Source organism: Candidatus Eisenbacteria bacterium (assembly GCA_016235265.1).
Taxonomy (GTDB): Bacteria; Eisenbacteria; RBG-16-71-46; order RBG-16-71-46; family JACRLI01; genus JACRLI01.
On sequence record JACRLI010000004.1, the window covers coordinates 125745 to 142999 of the forward strand.

Annotated in this window: 8 protein-coding genes; all 8 read left to right on the forward strand. The window is 68.4% G+C overall.

The window, feature by feature from the left end; translation table 11 throughout:
• Positions 1-38 precede the first annotated feature (38 nt).
• A complete protein-coding gene (locus HZB25_02530) occupies positions 39-2993 on the forward strand; it encodes a TonB-dependent receptor (protein MBI5836099.1) in 2955 nt (984 codons plus the stop codon).
• On the forward strand, positions 2983-3999 hold the full coding sequence (locus HZB25_02535) for a PorV/PorQ family protein (protein MBI5836100.1): 1017 nt from the start codon (positions 2983-2985) through the stop codon (positions 3997-3999). The genes HZB25_02530 and HZB25_02535 overlap by 11 nt, the downstream gene beginning before the upstream one ends.
• Entirely contained in the window at positions 3999-5039 is a 1041-nt protein-coding gene (locus HZB25_02540) for a hypothetical protein (protein ID MBI5836101.1), read from the forward strand. The genes HZB25_02535 and HZB25_02540 overlap by 1 nt, the downstream gene beginning before the upstream one ends.
• Positions 5036-7129 (forward strand): hypothetical protein, encoded by a 2094-nt coding sequence (locus HZB25_02545; protein ID MBI5836102.1) that lies wholly within the window; start codon positions 5036-5038, stop codon positions 7127-7129. The genes HZB25_02540 and HZB25_02545 overlap by 4 nt, the downstream gene beginning before the upstream one ends.
• Positions 7126-8616, forward strand: coding sequence for a hypothetical protein (locus HZB25_02550; protein MBI5836103.1), 1491 nt, complete (start codon positions 7126-7128; stop codon positions 8614-8616). Before HZB25_02545 ends, HZB25_02550 begins: the two co-directional genes overlap by 4 nt.
• Before the next feature lie 506 nt (positions 8617-9122).
• On the forward strand, positions 9123-11183 hold the full coding sequence (locus HZB25_02555) for a T9SS type A sorting domain-containing protein (protein MBI5836104.1): 2061 nt from the start codon (positions 9123-9125) through the stop codon (positions 11181-11183).
• Between the two features lie 297 nt (positions 11184-11480).
• Positions 11481-12197 (forward strand): energy transducer TonB, encoded by a 717-nt coding sequence (locus HZB25_02560; protein MBI5836105.1) that lies wholly within the window; start codon positions 11481-11483, stop codon positions 12195-12197.
• Positions 12198-12643: 446 nt separating this feature from the next.
• Positions 12644-17245 (forward strand): carboxypeptidase regulatory-like domain-containing protein, encoded by a 4602-nt coding sequence (locus HZB25_02565; GenBank protein ID MBI5836106.1) that lies wholly within the window; start codon positions 12644-12646, stop codon positions 17243-17245.
• The last annotated feature ends 10 nt before the right edge of the window (positions 17246-17255 follow it).

Below are 17255 nucleotides of genomic sequence, written 5' to 3' on the forward strand. Positions count from 1 at the left end.
TCGTCCCGACGACCCGAACCCGAGGCAACCAGACTCGCATGAAGGTCCGCCGCTTCCTCGTCGCCGTGCTCGCCCTGCTCCCGTTCGTGGTGACCCCGCAGTCCGCGTCCGGCGCGGATGACCGCGGCACGCTGGTCGGCAAGATCACCGACCAGGACGGCCGCGCGATTCCCTTCGCCAGCGTGGGCGTGACCACGGCCCGCACCGGCGGCCTCTCGGACTCCGAGGGGCAGTACCGCATCACCGGCATCACCCCCGGCAAGCACTCCCTGAAGGTCAACTTCATCGGCTACGAACCGGTGACCGACGAGGTGACCATCGAGGCGGGCAGGAACACCACCCGCAACTTCCGCCTCAAGCAGATCGTGGTGCGCCGCGAGAAGGAGATCACGGTCACCGCGGAGCGGCCGCTGGTGGAGGTGCGCTCCTCCTCCACGGTGCGCGCGGTCAGCAGCGACGACATCCGCAAGATGCCGGTGCAGACGCTCGACCAGGTGCTGGAGCTGCAGACCGGGGTGAGCAAGACCAACGACGAGCTCCGGATCCGCGGCGGCCGGACCGACGAAGTGAGCTACATCGTGGACGGCGCCAAGACCCGCGACCTGGTCTCCGGCAAGGGCACCGCCGGCAAGCTGAGCGCCGGCTCGGTGGCGGAGGTGGGCGTGATCACCGGGGGCTTCGACGCCGAGTACGGCCAGGCTCTCTCCGGCGTGGTGCAGGTGCGCCTCAAGGAGGGCTCCGAGCGCTTCCACGGCCTGGTGGAGTTCCGCACCGACCATTTCCTGGGCTTCGAGGGCCCGTTCAACTTCCTGGGCAAGGACGGCAAGCTGCACGCGCGCTCGTTCAACACCGACGGCGCCACGGTGCAGGTGGACGGCCCCGAGCCCATCTCGAAGCTGCTGGGGCTCAACCACGATTCGAAGCTCACCTTCCTGGCGAACGTGAGCAGCGAGTTCAGCAGCACCTACCTCACCAACATCGACCAGAAGCGCGGGCCGGGAGGCGAGAAGCTGCAGCTCCGGCCGCGCTACCAGGACTCGTTCCTGGGCGCACTGTTCACCTACCCGGGGCTGTTCTCCCCGCGCCAGGACAACGGCTGGTCGGGGCTGTACAAGCTCTCGTACAAGCCGCGGCCCGGCGACAAGATCTTCGTCTCCATGAGCAAGTCGCTGCAGATTGACCAGGGCTTCGGCCGGCACCTGGCCAGCGACATCTCCGACGACCGCAACACCTACCCGTTCCAGTGGATCAACCGCATGGACCACGCCGCCGTGGACGTGGAGGACAACAACACGCTGGCGGCCAACTGGACGCACGTCTACGGCACGCAGATGGTCCAGCAGATCCAGGTGTCGCGAAACGTGAGCCTGCTTCGCGTCGGGGTGCAGGGCAAGAACGGGGTGGACGCCCCGTGGCGCGAGTACGAGCAGCCCAACGACGACATCTTCAAGACCATCGGCGCGGGCACCGCGGACACGCTGAAGGCCTACGACATCTTCCGCGACACCGGCGACGACTCGATCTTCGAGGACCGCTACAGCCGCGAGCTTTCGCTCTCCTACTCGATCAACCGCACCAGCCGGCACCACGACCTCAAGCTGGGCGGGGAGCTGAACCTCCAGGAGGTCCAGTTCATCGACATCGAGAATCCCTGGGACGCCGACCCCGACACGCTGGGCAGCAAGCACGACATCTTCCACGTGCGCCCGGCCTCCGCGGTGATGTTCCTGCGCGACAAGATCGACTACGAGGGCTTCGTGGCCGACGTGGGGCTGCGCTGGGACGTGTTCGTGCCCGGCTCGGAGGCCGACGCGTCCATTGACACCGCGCTGATGGACATCGACAGCATGGCGGTGAACTCCTCCTACCTGGCGCGGCGGCCCAACATCTCCGCCACGGTGGCCACCGGCTACCGCGACAACACCTTCAACTTCTTCGGGCGCCGGGCCAAGGGCCACCTCTCGCCGCGCATCTCGGTGTCGCACCCCATCACGGACCGCGACAACTTCTACTTCAACTACGGCGAGTTCACGCAGTGGCCGGCTTACTTCTACGTGTTCTCGAAGATGGGCTCGCTTTCCAGCGAGAACTTCCCGCAGATCGGCAATCTGAACCTGGACCCAACGGTTTCCATCCAGTACGAGCTGGGCGGGCGCCACCAGATCTCGGAGCACCTGGCCGCGAACGTGTCCTTCTACCAGAAGGACACCTACGGCTACCCCACGCTGGCGCGCTCGCAGCGGGTGCAGGGCACCTCGCTGGCGCCGTTCGCCATCTACCTGAACAGCGACTTCTCGCGCTCGCGCGGGATCGAGCTGGAGCTGGAGAAGCGCCGCTCGAAGTTCTTCTCGGCGCGGGCCACCTACGAGTACTCGACCATCCGCGCCAAGTCCTCCACGCCCAACCAGCTCAAGATCATCCAGGACCTGGGCGGCGACACGCGCGAGGCGCGCGTGGGCGAGGAGGTGGCGTACTGGCACCGCCCGCACCAGTTCCGCGCGCGGCTGGGCTGGTCCACCCGCGAGGAGCGGGAGCGGCCCTCGATCCTGGGCCTGGTGACGCTGCCCCGGAACTTCAACTTCTCGGTGAACATGGGCCTGCGCTCCGGCCGCGCCTACACCCCCAGCAAGGTGACGGTGGTGTTCGGCGACGTGAAGAAGGACAGCACCGTGATCGTCCGCGCCGACGCCATCGGCAAGGCCAACTCGGCCAACGCGCCGATGGAGTTCACGATGGACCTCAAGCTGGACCAGGAATTCAGGCTGTTCGGCAGGAGAATCCGCGCCTCGCTGACGGGGAGCAACGTCCTCAACAGCGGCCTGGCGAAGTTCATCGACCCCACCACGGGCCGCGGCTACGAGGACGGCTACGGGCTGTGGGGCAACTACGAGCGCACCGACGTGCAGAAGTTCCGCCACCAGCAGATCGTGAGCAACCCGTCGGTGAAGAACGCCCCGGCCAACTACCGCCTGAGCCTGTCCTATGACTTCTAGACGCAACGGCGCGCCACGCGCGTGGGCCCTCGCGGCCCTGCTCACCGCGGCCCTGGTCCCGGCCCTCGCCCTCGCCCAGCAGCAGGAGCTGGGAGGACAGCGCCGCGGCACGGCCTCCCTGGAGTTCCTCAAGATCGGCATCGGCGCCCGCGCCGAGGGCATGGGCCAGGCGTTCGTCTCGGTGGCGAACGACCCCAGCGCCGTGTACTGGAACCCGGCGGGCATCGGCGCCATCCTGCGCCGCGAGGTGCAGGTGAACACCGCCGACTATCCCGCCGACATCCGCTACAACCACATGGTGGTGGTGCTGCCCTCGCCGAAACTGGGCGGCTCGCTGGCGATCCAGCTGGGCGGCTTCGCGGCCGAGATGGCCGAGACCGACGAGTACCACCCGTTCGGCACCGGGCGCACCTTCACCTTCACCGACTTCGTGGCCGGCGCCACCTATGCCCGCCGCTTCACCGACAGGCTGCTGATCGGCTTCGGGGTGAAGTACGCGCGCGAGGACTTCGGCACCCAGATTGACGCGCCGTCCACCGGCGCGCTGCTCTTCGACATCGGCTCCATCTACTACCTGGGCTGGCGGAGCCTGCGGGTGGGCATGTCGCTCACCAACTTCGGCGGCGAGGCGGGCCCGCGCGGGCAGTTCGTGTCCGGCAACACCGGCGACACGCGCTCCTACGACGCCTTCTCGCCCCCGACGATGTTCCGCTACGGCATCGGGTTCGAGCCCATCGAGACCGACAAGTTCCGCTGGACCACCGCGCTGGAGGCCTCGCAGGCCTCCGACAACGCGATCGAGTACCGCGCCGGCACCGAGATGCTGATCGTGGGCCACCTCGCGCTGCGCTCCGGCTACCAGATCCGCAGCGACGCGTTCAAGTTCAGCGCGGGCGCGGGCTTCCGCGGCGAGATCGCGGGGCTCAGCGGCCAGGTTGACTACTCCTACACGGACGCGGGCCCGCTGGGCCACGTGAACCGCATCTCCCTGCAGGCGGCCTTCTGATGATCAAGTACACGAGGACTCTCACCATCCTGGCGCTCGCCGCAACCCTGGCGGCCGCCGCGACCGGCTGCAGCCGCCGCTTCACCGAGCCGGTGCAGTCGCCGCGCCAGCCGTACATCCCGCCGCCCGCGACATTCATCCAGGTGGCGGGCTGGACCCAGCCCGACTGGAACCCCACGTGCGTGCTGCTCACGCACAGCGGCATCCTGCTGGTGGCCGAGGACAGCGCGCGGGTGCAGAACTACGCGGCCCTGGGCGTGAACCGCCAGGCCTTCCGGGTGAACACCTACCGTTTCGACGGGCTGGTCCGCCCGGTGCAGGTCAGCGAGGGCGGCGGGCACATCTTCGTGGCCGACCTGGGCGACGGCACCCGCAACAACCCCGTGGCCATCAAGGGGTTCAACCCGGCCCTGGGCCTGGACGATCCCATGGCCGTCCAGTTCTCCGTGTCCGACACCGACTGGGTGCGCATCAAGGGCATCACCGCGGACCTGCAGCGCAACCTGTACGTGTCGTGCGACGCGAAGGTGACCGTGTTCCAGCCGCCCAACCCCGCCGAGGTGGACACCCAGGCGGTGATCTACCGCTACCGGGCGCCCGCCTACACGGTGCGCGACACGGTGGCCGAGCAGGGCACCGGCATCGGCACGGTGGAGGACGCCCACGCCATCGTGTTCGGCGGGGAGCGCATCTACGTTGCCGACACCGGCAAGGACTGGGCCCAGCAGCTGGACCCGATACGGAAGAACCTCGGCTACTTCAAGGTGGACGGCTCGGAGGCCGACACGGTGGGCACGCTGCGCGGCCCGCTGGGCGTGGCGGTGGACGAGGGCGGCTACTTCTACGTCGTGGACACCGGCAACCGTCGCGTCCTGCGCTACTTCCAGGACGGACGGTTCGACCAGGTCGTGAACCAGGTGGGCCCGGACGGCATGCTCGGCCCGGTGTCGGCATCCGCCGGGCTGGTCCAGGCGAACCTCTACATCTACGTGGCGGACCCGCTTTCCCACCGCGTCAACGTCTACAGGTTCCAGCGATGACCCTCAAGAAGACCGCGCTCTTCGCGCTGTGCCTGCTCGCCCTCGCGGCGGGCCCGGCGGCCCGCGCCGCCGACCACGACTTCCCGGTCTCCCCTCCGTGGCGGCCCGCGGCCACCGACCCCAACCTGGTCGGCCGGTACGGGTACCTGACCACGAGCAACAACCTGCTCAACATCACCTTCACCAACTACGGCTCGTGGGGCCTGGGCTACACCAGTTCCGTGACCCCGAACTTCACCTACCCGGCCGGATCCACCAACGAGCACATGGTGCGCGGCGGGATCTGGATCGGCGCCAAGACCGTGTGCGACACCTGCGCCGACCAGAGCCGCGTGGCGGTTTCGTTCGGCTCGCAGGACCAGAATGGCTCCATCGGCACGCCCTACAGCGAATTCACGCCCCTGCCCAACAAGAAGGGCGCGCTGCTGCAGGTGATGAGCAGCCTGGAGACCAGCGACATCTACAACCCCAGGGCGGTTTCGGAACAGGACATCATCGCGCGGTTCGGCGACAACCCGGGCACCCAGGTGGGCGACGAGTTGCACTTCCCGCTGAACGTGCAGGTGACCGAGTCGATCTACAGCTGGTCGTTCGGCTTCGCCGAGAACTTCATCATCCAGCACGTGGTGATCAAGAACACCGGCGACCTGCTGCGCAACGTGTTCGTGACCCACTACACCGAGATGCAGAGCCTCAACAAGGCCTCCTACCCGTACTACCCCTCGCTCACCGGCGCGGCCCCGTACAGCAAGAAGCTGATCACGTATACGCCCTCGCTGCGGCTGCTCACGGAGCGCTACTGCGAGTCCACCCAGGGCTGCAAGTACGACCGGGTGCCCGCGGTCGTGGGCGTGGCGGTGCTGGGCACGCACCCGGACACGCTGGGCACCCCGTACGCGCACGGCGACAGCCTGCGGGCGCGGTTCCTGACCCACAAGTACTCCGGCGGCCTGGGCTTCGACGACCCCGCGTACGCGCGCGGCAGCGACGACCAGAAGTACACCTTCATGCAGATCCCCACCGAGATCGAGCCGCAGGAGGCCGGCACCAGCGACCCCTCGCAGTGGATCACGGTGGGGCCGTTCCCGGTGCTGCAGCGCGGCGACTCGATCACCGTGGACTTCGCATTCGTGGGCGGCGCCTCGGGCGACCCGCAGCACGCGCAGGAGCTGGCCGAGCTGGCCACCCGCAACGCGCAGCTGGCGTTCAACCTGAACTACAACCTGCCCACGCCGCCGCCCTCGCCGCGGCTGTACGCGCGCCCGGGCAACAACGCGCTGGAACTGCTGTGGGAAGGCTCCGCGGACAACACCGTGGACCTCACCGGCCCGCCGGGCACGGAGCACGACTTCGAGGGCTACCGCGTGTACTTCGGGGAGTCCGCCAACAACATGCACCTCGTGGCCCAGTTCGACCGGGACGACACCACCGGCTTCAACACCGGGCTGGACTCGCTCCGGCTCCCGGACGGTTCGCCGGTCACCTTCGAGCGCGTCATCCGGCGCCCCACGGGCGACTCCACGGGCGTGGACACCATGAAGTACCACTACGTGATCCGTGGCCTGCGGGACGGCTTCAAGTACTTCGCCTCGGTGACCTCCTTCGACAGCGGCAACCCGCGGGTGGACCCGCTGGAGAGCGGCAAGACGCAGAACCGCATGATGGTGGTCCCCGGCCCGACCGGCGCGCAGACCACCAACCTGGGCGTCACGGTGTTTCCCAACCCGTACCGGGTGGAGGCGCGCTGGGACGCCAACCTGTTCGCCAAGGATCACTACCTGTGGTTCGCCAACCTGCCGGCCCGCTGCAAGGTGCGCATCTACACGCTGGCGGGCGACCTGGTGTACGAGTCGGACTTCGATTCCTCCACCTACCACGGCGCCAACGCCCGCGGGGTGTACTCCGAGGGGCGTGACTTCCCCATCAAGCCGCCGATCCTGTCGGGATCCATGTTCGCCTGGGACCTGATCTCGCGGTTCAACCAGGCGGTGGGCACCGGGCTGTACCTGTACTCGGTCGAGGATTCGAAGAGCGGGAAGCGGCAGGTGGGCAAGTTCGCAGTCATCAAGTCCGACCGGGAGGAGCAGTGAGCACGCACACGAGCCGCGCAATCCGGGCCCTCCTGGCCCTGGCCCTGCTCGCCGCGCTGGGCGCGGTGGGCTGTTCGAAGACCACCACCCCGCGCAAGCCCAACCAGCCGCCCCTGACGCAGGTCTTCCTGCAGGGCCCGATTGACACCATGAGCTACCGGGTGCGCCTGCACTGGTCGGGCAACGACCCGGACGGCGACGTGACGGGCTTCGAGATCCAGTTCACCACCAACGGGCTGGCCCCGGCGGACACGGCGTGGAGGTTCACCACCATGGTGGACAGCATCTTCGCGCTGCCCATCCCGGACCGGGCCGCCGAGTTCACATTCTGGGTCCGCGCGGTGGACAATGCCGGCGCGCGCGACCCGCACCCGGCCAGCCTGCACCTGGACCTCACCAACCATCCGCCGCAGGTGGACTTCTACAATCTGCCGCACCGTAGCCACGGCGGCATCTACCACTTCATGCCGGTGGTAACGCTGCAGTGGCGCGGCAGCGACCCCGAGGGCGAGCACACCATCCGGAACTATCACCTGTGGCTCGACGACGGCGCCGCGGGCGGCGGCTTCGACACCCTGCTCTCGCAGGCCGACACGGTGTTCACGCTGCGCATGGAGCACTTCGGCGACGTGTCCACCACGCGTCAGCACACGGTGCACCTGTCGGTGGTTGACGAGGCCCAGGCCCAGGGCAACACCGTGAGCTTCACCTGGCAGGTGGACGCCTACGTCACCAACGGCACCCGGGTGCTCCTGATCGACGACTACAACAAGAGCCCCAGCGTCATGGACAACACCAGCCCCATGGACAGCATGTACCGCAACACGGTGAACGAAATGACCGCGGGGCGGTACACGCTGTACGAGACCTTCGACCACGACAATTTCCGCTTCGCCGCGGACGCGGAGGAGTTGTTCCGGCACTACGACCTGATCGTGTGGTACAACGAGGCCACCGCGCTGCCCACCAACCTGAACGTGTGCGCCGACGCGGTGCGCCACTTCCTGGAGCGGGGCGGCCGACTGTTCTTCTCAGCCCTGTCGGTGGTGGGCCAGGACCGCATCCTCTCGGACGACTTCCACAAGTACTACCTGGGCGTGGGCCAGACCTACTGCGCGCACCCCAGCCCGCCGACCGACTGCAACTACACGCTGAGGAGCAACCAGGTGCTGAAGTCCGGCAACCCGGCAGTACCCGGCGACAGCCTGGCCATCCCCGCCAGTTTCCTGGGCTTCCTGGACTTCTTCGTGCCGGCCGACTCCACGGTGCAGGAGTTCTACCTGCCCTACCAGAAGGCCGGCGACGATACCCTGGAGACGGGCTACGTGAAGGGCAACCACGTGGGCGTGGCGACGCGCACCGTGGCCGGGGGCGGACGGACCACGTTCTCCTCGGTTGCCCTGCACAAGATGACCAGGTTCGGCAACCGCGACGCGGTGCTGCGCCGGCTGCTGCAGAATCTGCAGGCGGGCTACATCCGCCGCTGAGCCGGATGCAGGCGAAGATCCCCGCGCCGGCCGGGCCACCGGCCCCAGGCCGGCGACGAGAGGCTTGAAGGCCTGACCAGAGGTTCCTGACCTCGGCGCCCCACCCGGCGCCGGGGTCTTTCTTTCGCCCCATCGCTGCACCTCGATCGGTGATCTGTGCCTCTCAGAAGATGTAAACTTGTGTGAAATGCACCGTTACGTGCCACTTGACGTTTCTGCAATGGGTTACGGGATTTCGGGTGGGGAACCTAGTCAAACCCCTCACTTGACTATAAGTTGAAAATCGGCTAGTATTTATGCGGGTAAGCCACGTACAACGAGTGCCGGTGACACTCGGGGTTTTTTGAGGGTAGTCGTACCTCATCTGCACGGGGAGGTGCAGCGCGCGTACAGCCTACAGGTGACTCGCATCCTTCCGCGCTATCCGACGTCCGAATCCCGGCCGGGTATGTACCGGGCATCGGATCGCGGGCCGCAACCGATGGACATCCTTTGGAGGGACTTCGATGAAACGGCTTCTCGCTCTTGGCGCCCTGCTTGTCGCGCTGTGCAGCCTGTCCGCCCCCGCGTTCGCTGCGCATGGTTGGGGAACCGGTGGTGACAGCACCCTGGCCGCCACTACCGTGTACGACGTGCAGCAGTACGGCACTACCACCGGCAACGCGCTGATCACCGGTCACCCGGTGGCCGGCGACACGCTGCGCCTTTCCGGGCTCATCGTCACCGCGTTCGACCTCAAGCCCACCACCTACGGCTTCTGGGCGCAGGAGCCCGGCGGCGGCCCGTGGTCCGGCATCCTGTGCTACACCGGCGCGGACAACCCGACCGCTCCCCCGGTTCCGGCCAACGGCTATCCGCACGACGCCATCGCCCTGGGTGACATCGTCACCGTGCAGGGCGTGTACGCTGAGTTCGGCGCCGCGGGCGTGACCCTGTCCGAAATCAACATCGGCAAGGGCCTCAACGGGACCTTCCCCTACTACGTGCAGAAGACCGGCCACACCGCCGTGCCGAGCCCGGTGCGCCTGGTGACCGGCGCGTTCCGCTTCACCGACGCCACCTGCGCCGAGCAGTGGGAAGGCGTGCTGGTGGAGCTGGACTCGGTGCAGATCACGCAGGGCTACCCGTTCACCGAGGGCGGCCTGCAGCAGATGGAAGCCAACACGCCCCCGGCCTGCATGGGCGCGGGTGTGGACACCTGCCGCATCGACGACAAGATGATCCCGGGCACCCCGTCCAACTCCAGCACCTACTGGGTGGCGGGCACGCAGTACCGGACGGTGGTGGGCATCGCCAACCAGGAAAACGGCGGCTACAAGATCATCCCGCGCAGCCTGACCGGCGACCTGACCTACATCGGCGCCGAGCCGCCGCCGAACCTGCTCCGCGCCTACTCCATTGACGCGACGCACGTCGTGGCCCTGTTCGACAAGAAGATGGACCCGGTGACCGCCACCGACCCGAACAACTACGCCATGCTGAACACCAACCCGTCCGGCGCCGGCACGCTTTCCACCGACTCCACCAGCATCACGTTCCTGGTCTCGCCGGCGATGGTCGGTGGCTCTGCCGAGACGCTGTACGTGGCCGGTGTGAAGGGCGTTCCGCCGCTGGGCACCGCCATGGTCGGCACACAGAAGAAGGGCTTCCGCGGCGGCATCACGCCGATCACCATGATCCAGACCCCGGGCTCGCAGCACGACTCGTCGGCGATCATCAACGAGTGGGTGACGACGCAGGGTGTGGCCACGGTGGGCAGCAGTGAGTACCGCAGCGGCGGCGCGATCTTCATCCAGGACATGTCCCTGGCCTCCTACAGTGGCGTGGAGACCTACTCCCCGCCGATCCAGGTCACCCGCGGTGACAACGTCACCATGGCCGGCCAGGTGCAGGAGTTCAACGGCAAGACCGAGCTGGGGCTGATCTTCTACGCCGTGGTCAACAGCTCGGGCAACACGCTCCCGGCGCCGGTCGCCCTGACCGTGGCCCAGATGAACGGCAGCGCCCCGGCCACGGCCGAGTTGTACGAGGGCATGCTGGTCGCCACGACGGGCAAGGTCGCTTCGGACACGGTCGTTGACCCGACCCGGACCTGGCGCCTGCGCGCCGGTGCCGACACCATCAAGGTGGACCGGAACGCGCTGTACGCGTACACGCCGACTCCGGGCGATGACGTGGCCATGTGCGCCATCCTGGACTACTACAGTGGTCTGTGGACGCTCGCTCCGCGCGCCACGGACGACATGTACTGCGGCCCGTCCGGCCCGCTGGGCGTGGGCGACGGCAAGCTGGCGTTCGCGCTTCGCCAGAGCACCCCGAACCCGTTCAACCGCATGGCGAGCATCCGCTACAGCGTCGCCAAGTCGGCGCCGACGGCGCTCAAGATCTACAACGTCAACGGTCAGCTGGTGCGCTCGCTGTTCGATGGCGTCCGTGCCGCGGGCGACTACAGCGCCACGTGGGACGGCCGCAACGAGAGCGGCAAGTCGGTCAGCTCGGGCATCTACTACTACCGCCTGAGCTCCGGCAACCAGTCGCTGACGAAGAAGCTGGTCCTGTCGCGGTAGTTTCAGCCGCCCCGGAAGTTCGGGGCCGATAGGACAGTCGAACAACCAGGCGGGCGGGACCTTCGAGGTTCCGCCCGCCTTGGTTTTGTGACTCGACCTGCGTGCGTGCATGGCCCCCGCGGTGTGCTATGCTGTTCGTGTCGGCGGGGCCAAGCCCCGCGGCGGGCTCCGTCTCCATCGGGTCCCCTCCTGCCGTGCTCGAGTTCCCCTCCCTGGCTGTTCGCGTCCCGTTGCCCTGTCCCCTCCCTTGTTCCAGCCCCTCCTTGTTGTGGCCACCGGACCCCTCGGGAGAATGCCATGTCGGCTGTTGTCGCTCGGCTGGACGGGTATGGCGCCTCGGAATTGAAGGAGGCTGCGCGGCGGTTCATGACGGCGGGGGCGACGGGATCGGCGGCGGTGAGCCTGGCGCTGGTGCTGGCGGCCCTGGGGGCGCTGGAGCTGGCGCGAAGACTGACGCCGCCAACTCGGTCGCGGGTGATCGTCTACCCGCGCTGGTACGAGGCACCGCCGATCAGGGTTCAGAAGTACACGCCCGAGGTACCGTCCAGGCCGGCCAGCTTCACCAACGGGATCGCCGTGCCGGTCCCCGATGCCACGGCGCCGGCGGACCACACGCTGCCGAGTTCGGAGGAGATCCAGCGCGCGCTGGATGCCGTTCCGGGCGCGGTCGGCGCGTCGGACCGGATCGTGATCGCGCCGCCTCCCGAGGATGCATCCCAGCAGCGCACGGACACTCCGTACTACGACGAGCCGCCCATGGTGTCGCGCGCCGTCATGCCGCGCTACCCGCCGCTGGCGAAGGAAGCCGGCATCGAGGGCCTGGTGGTGCTCCGGGTGTACGTAGGCGCGGACGGGAAGCCGCAAAGGGTGGAGATCTTCAAGGGCGTGCCGGTGCTCAACGAGGCCGCCACGGAGGCGGTAATGCAGTATCGCTTCAAGCCCGCGCTGGTGAACGACCACCCGGTCGCGGCGTGGGTGGAGGTGCCGATCCGGTTCGTGATGAACGGGCCGTAGAATTCGGGCACCGCGCCGGCGCCGGCCGGCCGGCCGTTTGACCTGCCGGGTGCCCCCGGCTAGATTGGCATGGAGATCCGGGGGCCCCGCGCCCCCGGCTCCGGCCGCTCCTTCTCATTCCTGCTGAAGCCCCGACACCTTCCCGGGCCGGCCCTGACCCCCCACGTTCCAATGACCTCTCCGCGACCAAGCCTGCACTTCCAAAGGAGATGGCCGTGAAGAAATGGCAAGTGTGGCTGTTGATCTGCAGTCTCGGGTGCGCTGCTGCATCCTCCCCATGCCCCGGGGCAGAGGCCGGATTCACGGGAGAGATCGCCGGCCGCGTCGTCGGCGCGGAGGACCCCCTCACCGGACTGCGCGGCGCACTGATTGTGGCTAAGTGCCGGCTCGTCGGATGGGTGGACTCCACTCGCACCGATGCGAACGGCCGATTCCACCTTTCACGCGTGCCCCTGGAAGTCGTCGAACTGGAGGCGGTGCTCCCCGGGTGGCAGCAGGACCCGGATCGGACGTACCCGGTATCTCCCGACGCCGCACGCCTGCAGCCGGTCCTGGTGATGTCCCGACTGTGTTCCGTCCAGGGCCGGGTGGTCGATCCCGAAGGGCGCCCCATGCCGGGCGCGACAGTGGAGGGCGCGGCGGCGGGGACTGCGACCACAGACGCGGCGGGCCGTTTTACGATCTCGAACGTGCCCGCCAGCGTGGGCGAGCTGACGGTCCGTGCGGACGGCTTCCTGAGGCGCGGCGCCAGGATTCAGTGCCCGGAATTCGGCGGGTTGGTCGTGCTCCCGGACATCGTGCTCACCCGCGGCCGAACGGTTTCGGGGCGGGTCCTCGGGCCGGATGGTCACCCATTGCCGAACATCTGGGTGGATTTCACGGAGGTCAGGGCGACCACGGATGCGGACGGCAGATTCACCGCGCGCGGCGTGCGCCCCGGCGGCCAGGTCCGTGTGCACGCCTGGGGCATGATCGAAGTGTCGATCCCGCTGCCGGAGGACGCCGAGGACGTCACGGACCTGACGATCCGTCTGCACGGGAAGCCCCCGGAGGCCCCATACCACCGCCCCATTTCGCTGCGCGTGTCGCCCGACGCGGGAAGCCCTTCCGATAGCTTCGAAATCGCCGTCTTTTCGGAGCCCGAAGACACCGTGCGCGTGAGAGTGCTCGACCTGGAGGGACGCGCCGTATTCGACCGTCAGGCGAAAACTGGCGCCCGGTTCATTGACTACCGGGCCTGGGTCGGGCCACTGCCGGGGGGCCAGTACACGGTCAGCGCCGAGGGCAAGTGGGGTGCTGCCCCCCGACAGACGCTCCGGGTGAGTTCCATCGCGCTGGTGTGCGAACTGATGCCGGGCGCATATCGGATTCGCGCGGTCCGCATCGCGGACGGCAAGCCGGTGGCGAGACTGGATCTGCTGGATGGCGAGCGCAGGTTCCTGGGACGCACCGACTCCCATGGGGCGATCGAGACCAACCTGGTCCGAGGCAACGAAATCGTGGTCGCCGACTCGGCGCACGACGCAGTGTGCCTGCGAATCCCAATTCCCCCGCGCCCGCCTGTGATGCGGAGGCTGGCCACGCTGCTGGACCGGCCGATCGTCCGGCCCGGCGGGAAGGTGGGATTCAAGCTGGTCGCCCGCGAGGAGCGCCAGGGGCGTCTGGAGCCCTCGAGCGGCGCCAATGTGGCCGTGGGGCTGAGCGTGGAAGGAACCCCTTGCGGCACCTCGGAGGGGCGCTTCGACAGCACTGGCGTCTACGTGGACTCACTTCGCGCCACGGACAAGATCAGCCTGGGCGACGCAACACTGGCGGTGGGAATGCGCGACATTTCCCAGAAGCGGTCCCTTCCGATCACCGAACGGCCCACGCCCTCCCTTCGAATCGAGCTTTCCGCCGATGCAACACGCGTGTTCGCCGGAGACTCGGCCGTATTCCACGTGAAGCTCCACCGGTCGGACGGCTATCCGGCCTCCGGCGTCATGCTGGCGACGGCGTTGACGATGGACTCGGAAGCGCGCCACTGGGAGAAGCCCGGTCGAGTGCGCCGGCGCGCGTCGACGCCGACGGAGTACGACACGCTCTTCTCGAACGTGGACGGCACGGCGCTGGTGAGGAGGGCCACTCCGGGACTCCTGCCCCGCACGGCACGCGTCACGCTGCGGGTGACCGCCCAGGAGGGCGGCTCCGAACCGGTCACTGCCGAGTCCGCGACCTCGGTGGGTACCTCGGCCTTGACCCTCGAGCTGCTGCCTCACAAATCGGGCACGGCGGAAACCGGTCCGGCGGCGAGGATCCGCGTGACCTCGCCGGCCGGCCCCGCACGCGGCGCCCACGTGTGGGTCTGGCTGCTGCAGGGCGGCCGCCTGCTCGAGAGCGCCGAGCTGGTGGCCGATTCCAGCGGCATGGCGGAGTGGGCCGGCAGGGACACCACCTCCCGCGGGCGCAACTTCACCGTATGTGCCGGGGGGGTGGACGATGCGGGCCGGCCAGCGCTGGTGCGCAGCGAATTGCCCATCCGGGGACCCCTGGTCCCCCCGCCGGGGCAACCTGTGCCTGCTCCGGCCCCGACTCCGGCTCCCGTCACCCACGACGACCGGGTTCCTGGCACGCGGCCTACCCCAACCCCACAGCCGTCCACATTCGGCCTTGAGGCCTGCGCCGACACGGTGCAGGGCGATGGTCCGAAGGCGTGCTTCGCCATCGTGTCGGACCACGAAGGCGTGGCGCACGTCTTTCTCGCAGCAGCCGATCCGATCGAGAAGCTCTCTGACGTGGCCTTCGGCAGGGGGCGAACGCTCTTCACGGTTCCGTCTGCACGATTTGGCGCGGGGGGCTTGAGCGTTGCGGCATACACCTACTGGGAGCGGCGGGTGCTGGAGTCGCACGCGAGCACCGTAGTCAGGCGCCGTGACAAGGAACTCGACGTGCAGGTCCAGCCCGGCCGGACGACCCTGCATCCCGGGGACACTCTGGATCTCACGATCGCGGTGCGCGACTGGAAGGGTGCGGGAGTGCCCGCCGAGGTGCACGTGGCGGTCTATGACAGCGCGCTGGTCGCGTTCGCCCCGGATCGGAACCCGGACCTGCTCCGTAGTTTCTACACCCTGCCACCGATGCCGTTGGTCGTCGCGTATTCGCCACCTGTGCCACCGGCGAGAGGCTCGGGGAGCGCGGGAGGCCACGTGGCGTACAAGTCGCTGGACAACCTGGAACAGCTGATGAGCCCGATGGCCTCCGCGCGCCCGTCAATCGCCCTGGATTCCCCCCCGCGGGTCCGCGAGGACTTCCGCGACGAGGCCCTCTGGATTCCCAGGCTTCAAGCCGGCGCCGACGGCGTGGCGCATGTGGCCGTCCGCGTGCCCGACAACCTGACCGCATGGAGCATCACCGCCCACGCCGTCGGCCCGGGCACGATGCGGGTCACGGTGCGCGAAGCCCCCGGTCAGCCGGCGCGAAGGTTCGACGAGTGGCGCGCACAAGTGGATGGAGGAAGACTCGAGGCGCCGGTCTCGCCGGTCCAGGCCTCCCCGGCCCGTGCAGGCGAAGGCAGGGTCGTCGTGAAGGCAGGCGAGACAGGGTCGCTGCGTGTGGAGATCGCCACCCGGGCCGATTCGGTGGGGGATGCCCTGGCCCAAGTGTACCGTGTGGAGCCGCGGTTCCGGACGGTGTTCGGCCGCGGGCAAGAGCCGGGTGTAGCCTGGGACTCAGTCACCACGAGGCGCTGGGCCGCCCCGGCGTTTGCCGTGGCCATGCGCGATGGGTACGACCGAATCGCGCTTCGGAATGCGTCCGGATCGGTGCGCCTGGCCTCCGTGGCTGCGGTGGAGCGATTGGGTAGCGAGTGGACCGCGAGACTGCTTCCTCGCGGGTTGCTGAGCGCTGTCCGGGCTCTGCGCGAAGTTGCGGCGGACGGGTCGGAACTCTCGGCCACCGCGACGGTGCGTGCATTTCTGTGCGACTCCCTGGACAACCCGGCGCTCTTCACTCGGGCGGATGGCTCTCTTGACGTCCCCGCCGCATGCGACTTCCTGGTGGCGGTCACCGCGGGACGGGATTCGCTGGCGGCCGAAACGGCCTCGCGCCTGGACGCGCTCGCCATGAGGACCGCGCGGGCGGCGCGCGGGCCCCGGACGAGGACGGCCGACGTCGCCTCGGCCCGCCGGGCGCTCGCCGCGCTGTGGCGGCGGTTTGGAACCCCGTGCGATGCCTCCGGCTGGAGCCGGGAGCTGCCCCGGCTGTCGTCTGCGACACGCGTTGATTTCGCTGCGGGCTTCGAGGAGCCCGTGGAAGCTGCGGACCTGTGGGCCGCCGCCGACTCTGTGGTTCTGACTCGGGCGGCGCCCGAGCTTTCCGACACCAGCATCTGGCTCGCATTGCTCGGCGGCCGGGGCCGGGGGCCGCTCCGGACCTGGCCACTGGTGCTCATGTCGCACCTCCGGACCAGCGACACTGCACCGGCAAAGGGACTCGTATTCCCTCCGGGTTGGGCCGGCCGGATCGCGCTTCCGGAGGTGGCTGCCGGACTGCCCGAGCGCGCGACCCCGGGAGTATTGCGAACCGCGCTCCATCGAGGGCACGCCGCGACCTTCGAAGCTCCAGATTCCTCGACGGGCACGCTGACAGTGACCTTCCTCCGATGGGTGTCCGTGAAGAGCCGATGGGCACATGCGGCCCGGGAGCTGGAGGCGGTGCGTGGCCCGCTTCACCTCGGCGAGGTGGTGCGCATGGTGGTGCGCTCCAGCCGTGCGATCGAATGGGACGGGCTCCTCATCCGGGTCCCGATGTGCGGGGCCCTGGATTCCAGGCACGTGGTGGACCAGGCGCGGCGGGAGCAACACGCGGGCATGGGAGCGGCACTCCACGGTGCCGCGCAACTGGAGGGCATCGCGTTGCGGCCGGGATCTGCCGGGTCGGAGGTGTGGTCCGGTGACTTCCGGGTGACCCACGCGGGCCGCTTCACGCTCCTGCCCGTGGTGGTGTACAGCCCGATGAACCCGGATATCTACAGGGTGTCGCCGCCGATGATGCTGGAGGTCGTACAGTAGGAATCGGCCG

Coding starts and splice junctions, on each gene's coding strand:
- HZB25_02545 (MBI5836102.1), top strand. CDS start 5,036: ATGACCCTCAAGAAGACCGCGCTCTTCGCGCTGTGCCTGCTCGCCCTC.
- HZB25_02540 (MBI5836101.1), top strand. CDS start 3,999: ATGATCAAGTACACGAGGACTCTCACCATCCTGGCGCTCGCCGCAACC.
- HZB25_02530 (MBI5836099.1), top strand. CDS start 39: ATGAAGGTCCGCCGCTTCCTCGTCGCCGTGCTCGCCCTGCTCCCGTTC.
- HZB25_02560 (MBI5836105.1), top strand. CDS start 11,481: ATGTCGGCTGTTGTCGCTCGGCTGGACGGGTATGGCGCCTCGGAATTG.
- HZB25_02535 (MBI5836100.1), top strand. CDS start 2,983: ATGACTTCTAGACGCAACGGCGCGCCACGCGCGTGGGCCCTCGCGGCC.
- HZB25_02555 (MBI5836104.1), top strand. CDS start 9,123: ATGAAACGGCTTCTCGCTCTTGGCGCCCTGCTTGTCGCGCTGTGCAGC.